At 47.5% G+C, this 15,585-nt stretch carries 14 protein-coding genes; 11 read left to right on the forward strand and 3 right to left on the reverse strand.

The features are described from left to right. Positions 1–837, forward strand: an 837-nt coding sequence (locus B3Z75_RS02140; protein ID WP_294067255.1) for a sodium ion-translocating decarboxylase subunit beta, incomplete at its 5' end; no start/stop codon positions are given. A 12-nt stretch (positions 838–849) separates the two neighbouring features. After that, positions 850–990, forward strand: a complete 141-nt coding sequence (locus B3Z75_RS02145; RefSeq protein ID WP_294067257.1) for an OadG-related small transporter subunit — start codon at positions 850–852, stop codon at positions 988–990. A gap of 31 nt (positions 991–1,021) precedes the next feature. Here B3Z75_RS02145 and B3Z75_RS02150 read toward each other — a convergent pair whose 3' ends face one another. Both B3Z75_RS02150 and B3Z75_RS02155 read right to left on the reverse strand, forming a co-directional pair. Beyond that, positions 1,022–1,912, reverse strand: a complete 891-nt coding sequence (locus B3Z75_RS02150) for an NAD kinase (protein WP_294067259.1) — start codon at positions 1,910–1,912, stop codon at positions 1,022–1,024. Between the two features lie 51 nt (positions 1,913–1,963). Beyond that, the gene (locus B3Z75_RS02155; protein WP_294067260.1) at positions 1,964–2,341 is read right to left on the reverse strand and encodes a hypothetical protein; all 378 of its coding nucleotides are present in this window, start codon (positions 2,339–2,341) and stop codon (positions 1,964–1,966) included. Positions 2,342–2,441: 100 nt separating this feature from the next. Between B3Z75_RS02155 and B3Z75_RS02160 the strand changes: the two genes are divergently transcribed. The 7 genes from B3Z75_RS02160 to B3Z75_RS02190 all read left to right on the forward strand — a co-directional run bounded on the left by B3Z75_RS02160 (position 2,442) and on the right by B3Z75_RS02190 (position 9,034). Then, the gene (locus B3Z75_RS02160; protein ID WP_294067261.1) at positions 2,442–3,173 is read left to right on the forward strand and encodes a pyridoxine 5'-phosphate synthase; all 732 of its coding nucleotides are present in this window, start codon (positions 2,442–2,444) and stop codon (positions 3,171–3,173) included. Positions 3,174–3,253: 80 nt separating this feature from the next. Further along, positions 3,254–3,967 (forward strand): MotA/TolQ/ExbB proton channel family protein, encoded by a 714-nt coding sequence (locus B3Z75_RS02165; RefSeq protein WP_414702848.1) that lies wholly within the window; start codon positions 3,254–3,256, stop codon positions 3,965–3,967. 15 nt (positions 3,968–3,982) lie between these two features. Beyond that, positions 3,983–4,390 carry an ExbD/TolR family protein gene (locus B3Z75_RS02170; protein WP_294067262.1) on the forward strand — a complete coding sequence of 136 codons (408 nt, stop codon included), beginning with the start codon at positions 3,983–3,985 and terminating at the stop codon, positions 4,388–4,390. 14 nt (positions 4,391–4,404) lie between these two features. Then, positions 4,405–5,190, forward strand: coding sequence for an energy transducer TonB family protein (locus B3Z75_RS02175; protein WP_294067263.1), 786 nt, complete (start codon positions 4,405–4,407; stop codon positions 5,188–5,190). Between the two features lie 102 nt (positions 5,191–5,292). Continuing rightward, positions 5,293–5,838 (forward strand): DJ-1 family glyoxalase III, encoded by a 546-nt coding sequence (locus B3Z75_RS02180; protein WP_294067264.1) that lies wholly within the window; start codon positions 5,293–5,295, stop codon positions 5,836–5,838. A gap of 143 nt (positions 5,839–5,981) precedes the next feature. Further along, positions 5,982–7,904, forward strand: coding sequence for a 30S ribosomal protein S1 (gene rpsA, locus B3Z75_RS02185; RefSeq protein ID WP_294067265.1), 1,923 nt, complete (start codon positions 5,982–5,984; stop codon positions 7,902–7,904). Positions 7,905–8,104: 200 nt separating this feature from the next. After that, on the forward strand, positions 8,105–9,034 hold the full coding sequence (locus B3Z75_RS02190; RefSeq protein ID WP_294067266.1) for a TIGR01212 family radical SAM protein: 930 nt from the start codon (positions 8,105–8,107) through the stop codon (positions 9,032–9,034). On the opposite strand, the gene B3Z75_RS02195 is transcribed toward B3Z75_RS02190, so the two are convergent. After that, positions 9,022–9,789: a lipoate--protein ligase family protein gene (locus B3Z75_RS02195; protein WP_294067267.1), complete on the reverse strand. Its 768-nt coding sequence runs from the start codon at positions 9,787–9,789 to the stop codon at positions 9,022–9,024. The two genes, B3Z75_RS02190 and B3Z75_RS02195, sit on opposite strands and share 13 nt — an antisense overlap. Positions 9,790–10,071: 282 nt before the next feature. Between B3Z75_RS02195 and B3Z75_RS02200 the strand changes: the two genes are divergently transcribed. Then, positions 10,072–13,194, forward strand: coding sequence for a SusC/RagA family TonB-linked outer membrane protein (locus B3Z75_RS02200; protein WP_294067268.1), 3,123 nt, complete (start codon positions 10,072–10,074; stop codon positions 13,192–13,194). A 24-nt stretch (positions 13,195–13,218) separates the two neighbouring features. Continuing rightward, on the forward strand, positions 13,219–15,354 hold the full coding sequence (locus B3Z75_RS02205; RefSeq protein WP_294067269.1) for a RagB/SusD family nutrient uptake outer membrane protein: 2,136 nt from the start codon (positions 13,219–13,221) through the stop codon (positions 15,352–15,354). Positions 15,355–15,585 lie beyond the last annotated feature (231 nt).

Here is a 15,585-nt window from a genome sequence, read left to right on the forward strand (position 1 = left end):
CGAAATCCGTCGCTGTTGTTATTTGGAGCTGCAGCACAGTTCGGTATTTTTCTCACGATGGTGCTTGCATCCATCCTGGGGTACGACTTAAGGGAAGCAGCCTCCATCGGCATTATCGGCGCTGCAGACGGTCCCACCTCCATTGTGGTGGCATCTCGTTTTGCACCCAACTTGCTGGGTCCCATTTCTGTGGCAGCCTACTCCTATATGGCATTGGTTCCGATCATTCAACCGCCCGTAATCCGGTTGCTGACATCCCGCAAAGAGAGGTTGATCCGCATGACAGGCAACAATAACAAGAAGATCTCAAAGAAGGCATTGATTGCCTTTCCTATTGTGGTTACCGTCGTTGCCGGAATCATTGCACCTTCATCATTGGCATTGATCGGATTCCTGATGTTTGGAAACCTTGTACGCGAATGTGGTGTTTTAAATAAGCTATCTCTTTCAGCGCAAAACGAACTGGCCAGCCTGGTAACATTGCTCCTCGGGATCACGATTGCCAGCACGATGACGGCCGAGCGTTTCATTCGCCTGGATACGCTCATCATCATTGCGTTGGGATTGTTTGCTTTTGTCTTCGACACGTTTGGCGGCGTGATCTTTGCCAAGTTGTTGAATCTGTTCCGCAAGGAGGGCAACAAGATCAACCCGATGGTGGGAGCCTGCGGCATTTCTGCCTTCCCGATGTCGGCACGCGTGATCCATCAGATGGGTCAAAAAGAAGATCCATACAACTACCTGCTTATGCCGGCTATCAGTGCCAATGTTGGAGGACAGATCGGTTCGGTAGTGGCCGGAGGTATTATATTAACATTGGTTCCTTTATTTGCTTAAAACAAAAAAATCATGACATCGACCATAGAAGTAGCTTTGTTTATTGCAGGAATTGGAATGGCAGGGATATTTGTCTTCATGGCGGTCTTTTACCTGCTTATTCTTGCGTTGGATAAATACCTGCCCCACGAGGAGAAAATGGAAGAAGAATAACTGCAGTTGCCGGTTATATGTGGCGGAATCATCATTGTTTCCGCACATCGGCTCCCCACATCAGTTTATCGCGTAGAGTCTCGTAGAACGTGTGGCCCAGCCTCTTTACCACGCGCAGCGTATAGTCTCCTTTTCTGACCTGGATATTCACCGTCTCATCCAGCACGCGCGACTGGCCATCGACTGAAACCAGAAACATATGACTACGACTTTCCACTTTCAGAGAGATGATGCTGCTGTCATCCACCACCAACGAGCGCGAAGTAAGGTTGTGAGGCGCAATGGCAGAAAGGATAATACTGGGTGTGGTGGGCGAGAGAATAGCTCCTCCGATGCTTAACGAGTATGCCGTGGATCCGGTTGGGGTAGCAATCACCAGTCCGTCGGCCTGATAGGAAGTCAGATAATCGTTGTTGATGTAGGCATGGATGGAGAGCATTGAGGCTGTGTCCTGTTTCAGGATAGCTACTTCATTCAGTGCGTGCGTGTTGAAGTACTCGGGGGGGAAGGTCTCGTCGGTCGTCATTTTTATTAAAGTGCGTTCCTGCACTTTGTAGGCACTGTTCATCACCTCCTGCAGTGTTTCTTCTACATCGGCATAATTAATGGCGGCAAGAAAACCCAGACGACCGGTGTTTATGCCCAGCACGGGGATGCCGGAATCCCCCACCGTGGCGGCCGTACGTAGGAAAGTACCATCGCCTCCCACGCTCACTACCATGTCCACTTGAGGCAACGTCTCGACAAGTTCCGAGATCGGGCCCACTTTCTGCTGAATATAACCCGGCAGAGAGAGGTAAAAATTCTCGGGTAAGTACAACTCCCCTCCGTTCCGCCTGATGGCATCGCAAACCCCGAATATCTGCTCTTCCGCTTTTGCGGTCCTGTCGGGGAACATACTACCAAATAATGCAAACTTCATTTATCCGTCGTCAAACTTATTTCGGCAAACAACAATCCTGAAATATACCGGCTACATTTCCAGGTAATACAATAACTCATCCAGCCGTTCTTTCTGGGTGTCGGTCACCTCACCTTCACGCATAAAATAGTATACTACATGGTAGTTGAACCGTTCGAAACTCCGCAATACAGCGGAGAGGTCGTCCACATCCAGCTTCAGTGACACCAACAAATCGGCTCCGCCCGAGAACGGCATCACGGAAAGAGACGTCACATGGGCATTGTTGCTTTCCACAATCCTGGCTATCTCCGTGAGCGTGTAATCTTTAAACGGAATCTCCAGAATAAGAAGTGAATTTTCCGTTTCCGTCAACTCCGTAAACTGTTCTGGTGTAAGTGGTGAAGCAAACTTTTCGACCTGATTATTGATAAATTCTTTGACCGACATTGCGTAAAACGGTTATTTCGTATTACTTTTGTAACTGTTTTACAAAGATGGCAAAAATTTGCGAATTCGCCTCTTTGCGACGGATTGTTTTTAAAATAATATGACGAAACTAAGCGTAAACGTAAACAAAATTGCGACCCTGCGGAATGCCCGCGGTGGAAATATTCCCGATGTGGTGCAGGTAGCTGTAGACTGTCAGCTCTTCGGAGCCGATGGCATCACCGTGCATCCCCGCCCCGATCAGCGACACATCCGTTATTCCGATGTATTTGATTTGCAGGCAAAAGTACATACGGAGTTCAATATTGAGGGCAATCCAACTCCCGAGTTTATTTCCCTCATTCAACGAATAAGACCGACGCAGGTAACCCTCGTGCCGGACGCCCACGACGCTATCACCTCCAATGCAGGATGGGATACGGTCGCCCACAAAGATTTTCTGACCGACATAGTGAATGAATTTCAATCGATGGGCGTACGCACCTCCATCTTTGTGGACGCTAATCCCGATATGATCCGCATGGCTTCACAGATCGGCACCGACCGCATAGAACTCTACACCGGTCCCTACGCCGAACTCTATCCATCCGACCGGGAGAAAGCTGTTGCCCCCTATCTGGAAGCTGCCACCCTGGCCAAAAACCTGGGATTAGGTGTAAATGCGGGTCACGACCTTAATCTGGATAACCTTCAGTGGCTTTACGTACATATACCGTGGATCAAAGAAGTGTCCATCGGGCATTCCCTCATTTGCGATGCGCTTTATCTTGGTTTGGAAAAAACAATAAAAGCGTATAAAAATTGTTTAAAAGAGCCTTCAACAGAGGTTTGACATGACAAAAACTGCTATCTTTATTCCAAATAGGCATCGAGCATAACTAACTTCAGACGTATCAAATAAATACACATCGTATGAATCTTTTGCAAATCCCCATGCCGGCAGATACTGCACAGGCAATATACAACGCAATGCAGCAGGCAACAACCGCAGAAACGGAGGCCGTAACAATGAATGCATTCGAGCTCGCTTTGAAAGGCGGATGGTTGATGATTGTACTGCTCATTCTGCTGTTAATGACGATATATGTCCTGATAGAAAGGACTCTGGTCATCAACAAAGCCGGCAAAGAAGACAGTTCTTTTATGAACCGCATCAAGGATTATATCCACGACGGGAAAATCGACGCTGCCCTGGCTCTCTGCCGCCACACCGATACGCCATCGGCCCGCATGGTGGAGAAAGGGATCTCACGCCTGGGCAGGCCCACAGTCGATGTGATGTCCGCCATTGAAAACCAGGGAAATATAGAAATATCAAAACTGGAAAAGGGACTTCCCGTGCTGGCAACATCCGCATCGGGTGCTCCCATGGTTGGTTTTTTGGGAACCGTAACCGGTATGGTGAAAGCTTTTATGGATATGGCAAGTGCGGGAGCCAATGTGGACGTAAATATTCTCTCGACCGGTATTTATGAAGCGCTGGTCACGACTGTAGGGGGGCTTATTGTGGGGATCATTGCCCTTTTTGCTTATAACTATCTTGCAACGCGCATCAAAGGCATCGTGAACAGGCTCGAAATGAGAATCATGGAGTTCATGGACATTCTGAATGAACCGGCTGTTTAAAGAAGATCGGAAGCTATGGCATTAAAACAACGATTTAAATTAGAATCAAATTTCAGCATGGCATCCATGACGGATGTGATCTTTTTATTGCTTATTTTCTTCATGATCACTTCTACAATTGTCGTGCCGAATGCTATTCAAGTATTGTTGCCCCGAGCACAACAACAGGCGCAGGCAAAGCCTATTACCCGGGTGACCATCGACAAGGATTTGAATTACTATGTGGCCAATGCCAACGAAACAGAACGTCAGGTTGCCTTCGAAGCAATCACTCCGTTTCTGCAATCGGCATACACGGCCGATCCCGATATTTTTGTGGCACTTTATGCCGACGAGAGCGTTCCCTACAGGGAGATTGTGCGAATCCTGGATATCGCCAATCAGAATAAATTCAAAATGGTGCTGATGACAAGGCCGAATTAAACGGAGAAATCCAGATGCAGCTAACAAAAGAAAAAATAGGTGGACTAGTGGGAACAATCATCTTTGCGGTGTTGCTCCTTCTTGTGCTTATTTTTTCCTACTTCACCCTGGCAACCCCTCCCCAGGAGCTGGAAGGTATTCCAGTCATGTTTGGTGCTACCGAAAATGCTTTCGGCATCACGGAGGCACCGATTGCCGAAGCGACACCTGCTCCCGCCCCCACCCCGTCAGTCCCGGAATACAGGCCCAATGAGCCAATGATTACGCAAACCTCTGAGCCAACCATCGACGTGGAAGCGCAACGGGAAGAAGAACGCCGCCGGGCACAACTGGCCGAAGAGCGTAGAAAAAGGGAAGAAGCGGAACGGATACGAAGAGCGGAAGAAGCACGTCGAAGAGAAATCAACCAACAGATGTCGGGCCTCTTTGGCGAAAGCGCCGACAGCCGGGGCAATACCGAAGGCAGCGGCACTCAGGGTGTTTCCACCGGAAATGCCACACAGGGATCCCCCACCGGCACAGGGGGAATCGGCTCGTACGACTTGGGCGGACGCAGCCTTGGCAGCGGAGGACTGGTTCAACCACGTTACTCTGTGAACGATTATGGCACTGTCGTTGTTAATATTACCGTAGACCCTGGAGGAAATGTAATCAACGCTGAAATTGGACGAGGGACAAATACGCCCAATGCCGCCCTTCGTAACGAAGCATTGCGTGCTGCCAAAAACACCAAATTCAACGCGATAACCTCGCCCAACAACCAGCAGGGGACTATCACATACCGGTTCAATCTGAACTGATACATCTACAGTGTTGAACGGTGCGTGCACGCGCATCAGATTATTGATTTTATCTACCCGAATAGATTTTATCTACCCGAATAACCCACAAAAAATAAATGTATGAAACGAGTAGCCCTATTTTTAGCAAACGGATTTGAAGAAATTGAAGCGCTCGGCACACTGGATATTTTGAGAAGAGCGCAAATACCGGTAAAAACCATCTCCATCTCTGGCGACAAAACGGTGACCGGTGCACATAATATTGCTGTCATTGCCGACACCACCTTCAATGAAGCAGATTTCTCTGAAGTGGAAGTGTTGGTGCTACCGGGAGGAATGCCTGGTGCGAAGCATCTAAATGAACACGAAGGAGTGAAAAAACTGCTTTTGGAATTCAACAAGCAGCAAAAGATGATCGCCTCCATCTGTGCGGCTCCCATGGTACTGGGTGGCCTTCGTTTGCTGGAGGAGAAACGGGCTACCTGCTATCCTGGATTCGAGCCGGAACTGATCGGCGCACAGGTTACCGGAGAAAATGTGGTGGTGGACGGAAACATGATCACGGGAAAAGGTCCTGGTTTGGTATTTGACTTTGCACTAAGGCTGGTAGAACAGATTGCAGGCATGCCAACACGACGGGAGGTACAGCAAGGATTGCTTTTATAATATGCGGCAATCATCCCATGATATTTTTTCGAAATTGAGGGTGCAAAGAGTTGGTTATTAATAAAAAACCGATTATCTTTGCACCACTTTTTTTATAAGCAACATAATGTCTCACTATTTAAAGTAAATTATTTTATTTCAAAATGACTGAAAACCTGAAAAATGTGGCTCCGGTAGAAGATTTCGATTGGGCTGCGTATGCTGAAGGTGATCCTTACAGCAAAGAAAACAGAGAAAAACTTACCGAGAGCTACGACAACACGTTGAGCAAAATCAGCGACAAAGAGGTGGTGACAGGTATCGTAACCTCCATGAACAAACGCGAAGTGGTTGTAAACATCGGCTATAAATCCGATGGCGTGGTATCGATGAACGAATTCCGTTACAACCCCGACCTGAAAATTGGCGACGAAGTAGAAGTATACATCGAGAGCCAGGAAGACAAAAAAGGACAGTTGATCCTTTCCCACAAGAAAGCCCGCGCGTCACGCTCCTGGGATCGTGTCAATGCTGCGCTGGAAAACAACGAAATCATCAAGGGTTATATCAAATGCCGTACCAAAGGCGGTATGATCGTGGATGTGTTCGGTATCGAAGCATTCCTGCCCGGTTCACAGATCGACGTTAAACCGATTCGTGATTACGATTTGTTTGTAGACAAAACAATGGAATTCAAGGTAGTGAAAATCAACCCTGAATACAAAAACGTGGTTGTTTCACACAAAGCACTCATTGAGGAAGAACTGGAACAACAGAAAAAAGAGATTATCTCGAAACTCGAAAAAGGACAGGTACTCGAAGGTGTGGTAAAAAATATCACCTCTTACGGTGTGTTTGTCGATTTGGGAGGTGTGGACGGCCTGGTACATATTACCGACCTTTCCTGGGGACGTATTCAACACCCCGAAGAGGTGGTACAGCTGGACGACAAGATCAACGTGGTAATCCTCGATTTCGACAACGAGAAAAAACGTATCGCACTCGGCCTGAAGCAACTGACACCACATCCGTGGGATGCATTGAGCGAAACACTGAAGGTCGGCGATATTGTGAAAGGAAAAGTAGTGGTGATTGCCGATTACGGTGCATTTGTAGAGATTGCCCCCGGTGTGGAAGGACTGATCCACGTATCGGAAATGAGCTGGACGCAACACCTTCACAGTGCACAGGACTTCATGACCGTTGGCGAAGAGGTAGAGGCAGTGATTCTCACGCTCGACCGCGACGAGCGCAAGATGTCGCTCGGCGTAAAACAGCTCAAGCCAGATCCATGGGAAAGCATTGAAATCAAATATCCGGTGGGCAGCACCCATACGGCTACCGTACGCAACTTCACCAACTTTGGTGCCTTTGTGGAGATTGAAGAAGGCGTAGAGGGTCTGATCCATATTTCCGACCTTTCGTGGACAAAGAAGATCAAACATCCGAGTGAAGTAACTGAAATTGGTGCTCCCATTGAAGTTCAGGTACTGGACATCGACAAGGAAAATCGCCGCTTAAGCCTTGGTCACAAGCAGCTGGAAGAAAATCCATGGGATGTGTTTGAAACAATCTTTACCGTGGGTTCCATTCACGAAGGAACGATCGTGGAAATGCTCGACAAGGGAGCAGTTATCTCTCTACCCTATGGCGTGGAAGGATTTGCAACTCCCAAACACCTGGTTAAGGAAGACAACTCACAGGCTCAGGTGGAAGAAAAGCTCGAATTTAAGGTGATCGAGTTCAACAAAGATGCCAAACGCATCATTGTTTCTCACAGCCGCATCCACGAAGATATCTCCGGCGAAGACTCCAGAAGAAGAGGAAAACGCAGTGGCAAGAGAGAAGGAGGAAGCGAAGTTTCAGCAGCTGTTCCTGTAATGGAAAAGACCACCTTGGGCGACATCGAAGAATTGGCTGCACTGAAAGAGAAACTCGACAATCAGAAGGTTGAAGCTTTCAAAAAAGAGGCTGCCAAGGCAGAAGCCAAAGCGGAAGCAGCAAAGGCTGTAGAAGCAGAGCAGGCTGAATCCGCAGATGCACCTGAAACCGAACAGGAAGAAGGAACCGACGAGGCAAAGGCTTAATCCAAATTCCTCGGAGAATTCTGTTACTCCGGTATATTATAAAGAGGACTGACTATTTTAGCCGGTCCTCTTTTTTGTGTAAAAACATCGCCTGTGTAAAAAAGGCTCGGATATTCTATGGCAACAGATAAAAGAAACTCCCGATAAAAAGATGTAATGACATTCATTATGTTATCTTTGCACAATAAAAATCAGAGCAAGTGTTTTTAAACGACAAACCCTATCGTGATTTTTCCGATTATCTCTCGGCACGATTTCCCTACAAGGTACAGAAGATATCCATCAATGCCGGATTTACCTGTCCCAACCGTGATGGCAACAAGGGACGCGGTGGATGCACCTATTGCAACAACCAAAGCTTCAGTCCCGGCTATGGCAAGCCCACCAAAACCATTACGGAACAACTGGCCGACGGCATCCATTTCTTCTCGCACAAATATCCGGAGATGAAATACCTGGCCTATTTTCAATCCTATACCAGCACTTACGACAGCCTAGCATCGCTGACCGGCAAATATGAGGAGGCGCTGGCCTACCCCGGCGTGGTCGGGTTGATCGTGGGCACCCGCCCCGACTGTATGCCCGCCGAGCTGCTCGATTATTTTGAAGAGCTCAGCAAAAAGACGTTTGTCTTGGTGGAGTATGGAGTGGAATCCACTTTAAACAAAACCCTGGAACGGGTAAATCGCCAGCATACCTACGAAGAGTCGGCTGAAATGATCCGCAAAACAGCAGAAAGAAATATTCCGGTAGGCGCACACATGATTCTGGGACTTCCCGGCGAGACCGAAGAAGATATCCTGCACCATGCCGGCAAGCTCTCCGAATTACCCCTCACGACCCTCAAACTACACCAGTTGCAAATCATCAGGAGTACCGCCATGGCAAGAGAGTACAAGCTCCTTCCCGAATCATTTAACCTGTTTACGCTGGAGGAATACATAGACCTCTGTGTTCGTTTTGCCGAGCTACTCCATCCCGATATCTACATTGAACGGTTTACTTCCCAATCGCCTTCGAAGCTGCTTATCGCCCCCGACTGGGGTTTTAAAAACTACGAAGTAAGGGAAAAGGTTTTAAAACGGTTTTGTGAAAAGGAGACATGGCAAGGGAGACTTTACATTCGGTAGTTCCAGTTGCGCTGTGTATATTTGCTCATTTGGAGTTCCTCTATTTCGGAGATCTCTTCATCCCGTAGTGTAGTGATCTTATCCAGTCCGTAGTAGGCCAGTAGCTTTCGGGTAAACATGTCAAAAAAAACGGCTGCCTCCGGTGCGCTTTTCTTTTTTTCAGCCAGAAATGAGCGGATATTCCGCACCGGACTGGGCACCGAAGGAGTGGCTTTTTTAATACGGTTGATCTCTTCCGGCGAGAGGGACTTCTGCAACCTCTGCAGCTCTGTATCATAAAGCAGGGTACCGTGATGCAATTCCCTCCCCCTGGAGATATGAGAGGCCGTACCCGATATTTTGTACCCCTCCAGCCACAGATCTTTTCTTTTTCCTATCTCCACAGGAATACCCAATTCATGAAGCACTTCCACAACAGGCTCCAGAAAAACGGCACTCAATGGTGCACCTACGCTGTCCCGGATAAAGGCAAAATTCAGATTTCCTGTATCGTGATAGACCGCTCCACCACCCGACAGGCGACGAATGATCCGGATACTGTGCTCGATGCAATAGTCGGGATCCACCTCGTTGAGTACCGCCTGATTGGATCCGATAATCACACTCGGCTCATTCGCATAGAGCCATAAAAAGTTTTCTCCCTTTTTCGAGAATAAAAATTCTTCTGCAGCCAGGTTAAACGATGGCGTGGAAGAAGGAGAGGTGACGATATTCATGACTGCAAAATTAACAAAAAAAAACCATTTCTGATGCATTCCCACATTATATCATTTTTCACAGTTATCAAATCATTTTTCACAGTGCTTGATTGCAACCAACCTTTACCTTTGTTATGCCTTAAAGTGCAATATTCATTAAATTTAACACTATAAAAGACTGACAGAACAAACAACTCTTAAAATCACTGCTTACGTTAAAGAGATACAAACAAAAAAACCTTTACTCCCAAAAATAGACGACTGCATATATTTATCATATCTAATCAATGCCCAAATAATTATTAATCTAAACAAATGAGAGATGAAATGAAAAGAAAAATGATGATTTTAAAAAAAGGAATTTTGCTCACTATGGTGACTTTATTTTCCTTGGGTGTCTTTGCCCAGAATATTACCGTAAGAGGTAATATTACCGACGGTTCCGGAGAATCGTTAGTGGGCGTTACCGTGCAGGTACGAGGCACCAATTTCGGCACAGTTACGGATGTTGATGGTAACTTCACACTCCCCAATGTGCCATCTAACGCTGTTTTAGAGGTGTCTTATGTGGGAATGCATACGCAAGCTATTCCGGTTAATGGACGGACTATCATCAATATTGCACTCGAAGAAGATACAGAACTGCTCGAAGAGGTGATCGTGGTAGGATACGGCACCATGCGCAAAAGTGACGTTACAGGGGCTGTGGCCGTCGTCTCGGCCGAGGAGTTGACCACGAAGCCGGTTACCAATGCTTTTGAAGCGTTGCAGGGCAAAGTGGCCGGTGTAGACATTACTTCATCCCAGCGTCCCGGTGAACTAGGGTCCATTCGCGTCCGTGGTAACCGTTCGCTGAGTGCCACCAACGCGCCGCTTTATGTGGTTGACGGAGTAGTACTAAGCTCAGGAGGTATTGAAAGCATCAACCCCCGCGATATTGAAAGCATCAACGTATTAAAAGATGCATCTTCCACCGCTGTATACGGATCACGGGGTGCCAATGGTGTAATCCTGGTAACCACCAAGCGGGGTAAAGCAGGCTCCTTAAGCCTGAACTATTCGGGAACGTTCACGTTTGAGAAAATACACGATTTATCTCCCGGGATGAACGCCAACGATTACATTACCTGGCGCAGATGGGCTCATTATAATGCGAACCCAACCGCATACAGTCCCGGCAATCAGCCCTCAAAAACCCAGGATGAGACATTCTTTAGTGCACTCGACGAAACTGCGTTTAACAACGTTATGAAAGGCTGGTCCGGCAACAGCTGGGATGGTTCCAAAGTGACAAACACCAACTGGGGTGACCTGGTCACACAGACAGGGGTAACCCAGGAACACACCATCAGTGCCAGTGGCGGAACCGACAAAATCACTTCCTTCTTTTCGTTGGGTTACATGAACAACGAAGGAACGCAAAAGGGACAATCATTCAACCGCTACAACGCGTCAATGTCCACCGAAATAAAGCCGACAAACTGGTTTAGCCTGGGAGGATCCATCAATACTTCCTGGAGCAACCAAAGTTATGGTTATTCCCGCACAGGTCAGTCTTCCAGTTCAGGGCCGACAGAAATTTATGCTGCAGCCAAACAGATATTAAGTGTAGCCCAGCCTTATGATGCCAACGGAGAGATCATACTAACTCCTTCCAATATGAATGGAGTATACACGGTGGTCGATGAATGGAAAAAATCGGACGAACAGAGGCAGACATTGCGTGCATTGGGTAGTTTCTACGCCAATGTTGATTTGGGTAAAATATGGGAACCCCTCGAAGGATTAAGTTTCAAGAGCAATTTCGGACCCGACTTCCGCTATTATCGCCGTGGGATCTATATCGACAAAACATCGGCTGTACGTCAGGGTGGAACAAGCTATGCTTCCTGGAATTACGATAGAAGATTCTCCTGGGTATTGGACAACATCGTTACGTATAATAAAGCGATCGACGATCATAAGTTTGATATTACGTTGTTGCAATCTGCATCTAAATATGATGCGGAATCAGGAAGCATGGGTGCCCAGAATATTCCGAAAGCCAGTTTCAAATGGAACAACATGGGTTCGGTGGATATTACCAGCACCGATGCAAAAGCGAGCATGGGTACCGGATTAACACAGTCTCAGCTGGCATCCTACATGGCTCGTTTCAACTATTCATGGAAAGATCGTTACCTGTTTACCGTTTCGGGCCGCTACGATGGCTCCTCGGTTCTTTCGGCAGGTCACAAATGGGCTTTTTTCCCCAGTGCTGCATTAGGATGGAGAATTGACCAGGAGGAATTTATGCAGGATCTTTCCTGGCTCGATCAGCTAAAACTGCGTCTGGGTATGGGTATGACTGGGAACTCCGCTGTGGGTGCATACGATACATTGGGAAGCATTCGTTCATTCTGGGTACCTTTTGGCGGCACCGGCAACGTGCTGGCATACGGCACCAACGAACCTTATTATTTCTCGGGTACTGAATTGATGGCCAATCCCGCCCTGGAATGGGAGAAAACCACCCAATGGAACCTCGGTGTCGATTTCACCTTCCTCCGGGGACGCATAGGCGGATCCATCGATGTGTACAAATCCAATACGAACGACCTGCTGATGAACATGACGATCCCCACCCTTACAGGGTATAGCAATACCATGGCCAACGTGGGAAAAACAAAAAACAAGGGGATCGATGTTTCTCTGAACTTTATACCTGTAAAGACAAGAGATTTTGAATGGAATTCCACCCTCAACCTTGCCTGGCAGAAAGATGAGATCGTTGAACTGGCAAATGGCAAAAATGACATGGTCGATAACTCCTGGTTTATCGGAGAATCAATCAGCGTTTATTACGGATACGACAACGATGGATTGTGGCAGGAAGAAGATGCTGCAGAGATGGCCAAGTTCAATGAGAAAGGCGAAAAGTTCACTCCGGGTAGTGTAAAACCGGTCGATCAGAACGGGGATTATGTGATCAACAGCGAAGACCGTGTGATCCTGGGCAACACCAATCCGCGCTGGACAACAGGCTGGAGCAATAGCTTTAATTACAAGGGCCTGGAATTGAACGTGGAACTCTATGGGCGCATGAACTACATGGTATCTACAGGGGGTGAAGCACAGAACGGACACGGCAATCAGCGCCAGTTGGATTACTGGAGACCCGACAATACCGGTGCTGAATGGCAAAAACCAGTCTATACGGGAACACCCGGCGTAGGTGGCGATGCCTACTCCAGCTTGATTGGCTTCAAAAAAGCATCTTTCATCAAGTTCAGAAATATTTCATTGGGTTACCATTTGCCCAAAAACATCTGCAAGCCACTCGGCATCAATAATTTGAAATTATTTACCCAATTACGCAATCCGGGTAATCTCTACAGCTCAGTCGATTTCCTGGATCTCGACCTGGGAACTTCCACGTATTACAACAGAGGAGTTACTTTTGGGTTAGAAATTGGTTTTTAATCACGATAAACGAAGAAATATATTATGAAACATTTATATAGCAAAATTTTGCTTGGCGCGTTATCGCTGTTCGCCTTCAGTCTTTGGTCCTGTGGAGACGATTTCCTGTATGAGGAGAATACCACGGCATATACTACCCAGTATTTCGAAACAGAACAGGGAATTACCGATCTGGCCACTTCACTTTATGGGAATATCAGATGGCACTTTGGATATGAATGGGCATACGGGATCACCCTGTACGGTACCGACGAGTTTACAAACGGAGCCGACCTTACCAGCGAGCCCTGGAATACCTATGATAACCGTCTGAACGCTTCCAATGCCACGGTTGAGACCGGGGCAGCCAACAAAAACTGCCCCCCGGTAGACGGGCTGTGGAATCAGATGTATTTCGGCATCTCTTCTGCAAACCTGATCCTTGCAAACGGAGATAAAATTACCAACGCGGATGTGCGCAACAAGAGCATGGGAGAAGCCTACTTCCTGCGTGGATACAATTACTACCGTCTTTTTGCCCAATATGGTGGAGTGGTGCTGCAAACGGAGCCTGTAAGCGGCGTGGTTCGTTACTTTGAACGCTCCAGTGAAGAAGAGACCATGGCACAAATCATCTCCGATTTCGAAAATGCCTATAAATTGCTACCCACCACAAACTGGCGAGGCGTAGGCACGTGGACCAAATATGCTGCTGCTCACTTCTGGGCGAAAGCATTGCTTTTCCGTGCCTCTGAACGAAACAGCAGCTGGAATGCAAGTTACGTGGATGCCGATTTAACCAAGTGCGTACAACTTTGCGACGAGGTGATTGCCGCAAGACCCCTGGCAAGCGACTACTGGGATCTGTATGCCCGCTGGACGGGTGTGGACAATCCCAACGAAGCCATCCCCGAAATTCTGATGTCTGCACAGCACAATGCCGACTCTTCCACCAAAGGACGATTTGGCAACCGTACTCACTCCTACTTCACCCCACAGTTCAACACGTTTAGCGGCGGCTGGGTTAGCCGTGGCCCGCATATCGGCGGACAAGATTTCCAGCGTTGTCGTCCCACGGAGTACAACTACTCCACCTACGACAACGTAAACGATGCCCGTTTGTGGAAATCGTTCCGTACTGTCTACGGGGTGAACAATATCCGCGATGCCAAGCTGAATGAGTCGTTCGGCGAAAACGCTGTGAAACTGGGAGACCAGGGAATTGTATTCATCATGAACAAAAAGAGCGACACCCGTTTCGATGGAGAACCTTATGGTAAATTCGGAAGACCAACCCAGAGCAAATTCATCAATCCGGAAACAGGAAAATGGGTTCCCAATGCATTTCCCCTTTATCTGGAGGGAGAATATGTATTGCCCAATTACAACAGCAATGGCGACGCTACCAAATCAAATGTTTTCTGTGGATTGAACAAAACCCAGGATGGTACAAGAACAGCAGAAGGTGGGGATGGGTATCGCGACGTTATCATGGCCCGTACCGGAGAGACCTACCTGATAAAAGCAGAAGCACAGGTACGCCAAAAAAATTATCAGGGTGCCATCGCCACGGTGAATCAACTTCGCGCCCGGGCACAGTGGAAGCCGGGAGAAGACAGGGAGTTGTATGTGGACGCTTCCATTGCTTTCCCGTTAAGCAATACCCTGTATTCGGCATCTACCAACTACTCTAAAAACGGGAAGACAGATAACTACGTAAACTGGTTTGCCAACTCGCACCCCGGTTATAACGGTGGAAATTTAAAAGATGCAGCCGGCAATGTATATCTGCAGAAAAACAGCTATTATCTTTCCACAGGTATCGATAAGACCACCGCTGCTTCCTCTTTACAAATCAGCAGTCCCAACAACCTGCCGGCAGAAGATGAAGCCATCCTGGCCAAGTTGGGAGCCTCCAGTGAGTACGACCGCATGCTGAACTTCATCTTCAACGAACGTACCCGTGAGCTGAATGGCGAGTGGAACAGATGGGAAGAGTTGAGCCGCGCCGGATTGCTGGTAAAACGTGCCAAAGCATTCAATGCACAGGCAGCTCCCAATATTGCCGACAAGCATGTGCTCCGTCCCATCCCGCAAACCTTTATCGATGGTTTGACACAGGAGAACGGAGAGCCGCTGACGGAAGAACAAAAAGCCTCTTTTCAGAATCCGGGCTGGTAAATAGGAATCTGAATTTTTGATTGAACACACGTGACTGATGGATATTACATTTTGAAAAATTTGGAATATCCATCTTTTCATTAAATGATGAAACAATGAAACAACGAATTTTACTGTTTACAACACTCTGCTGTATCACACTACTGACAGGATGCACTGTCAAAGATAACAGCAACAGCCTAAAACCCGGGAAAGAGGGAATAGTAAGTGCCCTCAGACTGGCGAACGACT

Source organism: Proteiniphilum sp. UBA1028 (assembly GCF_002316955.1).
In the GTDB taxonomy this organism is placed as follows: domain Bacteria; phylum Bacteroidota; class Bacteroidia; order Bacteroidales; family Dysgonomonadaceae; genus Proteiniphilum.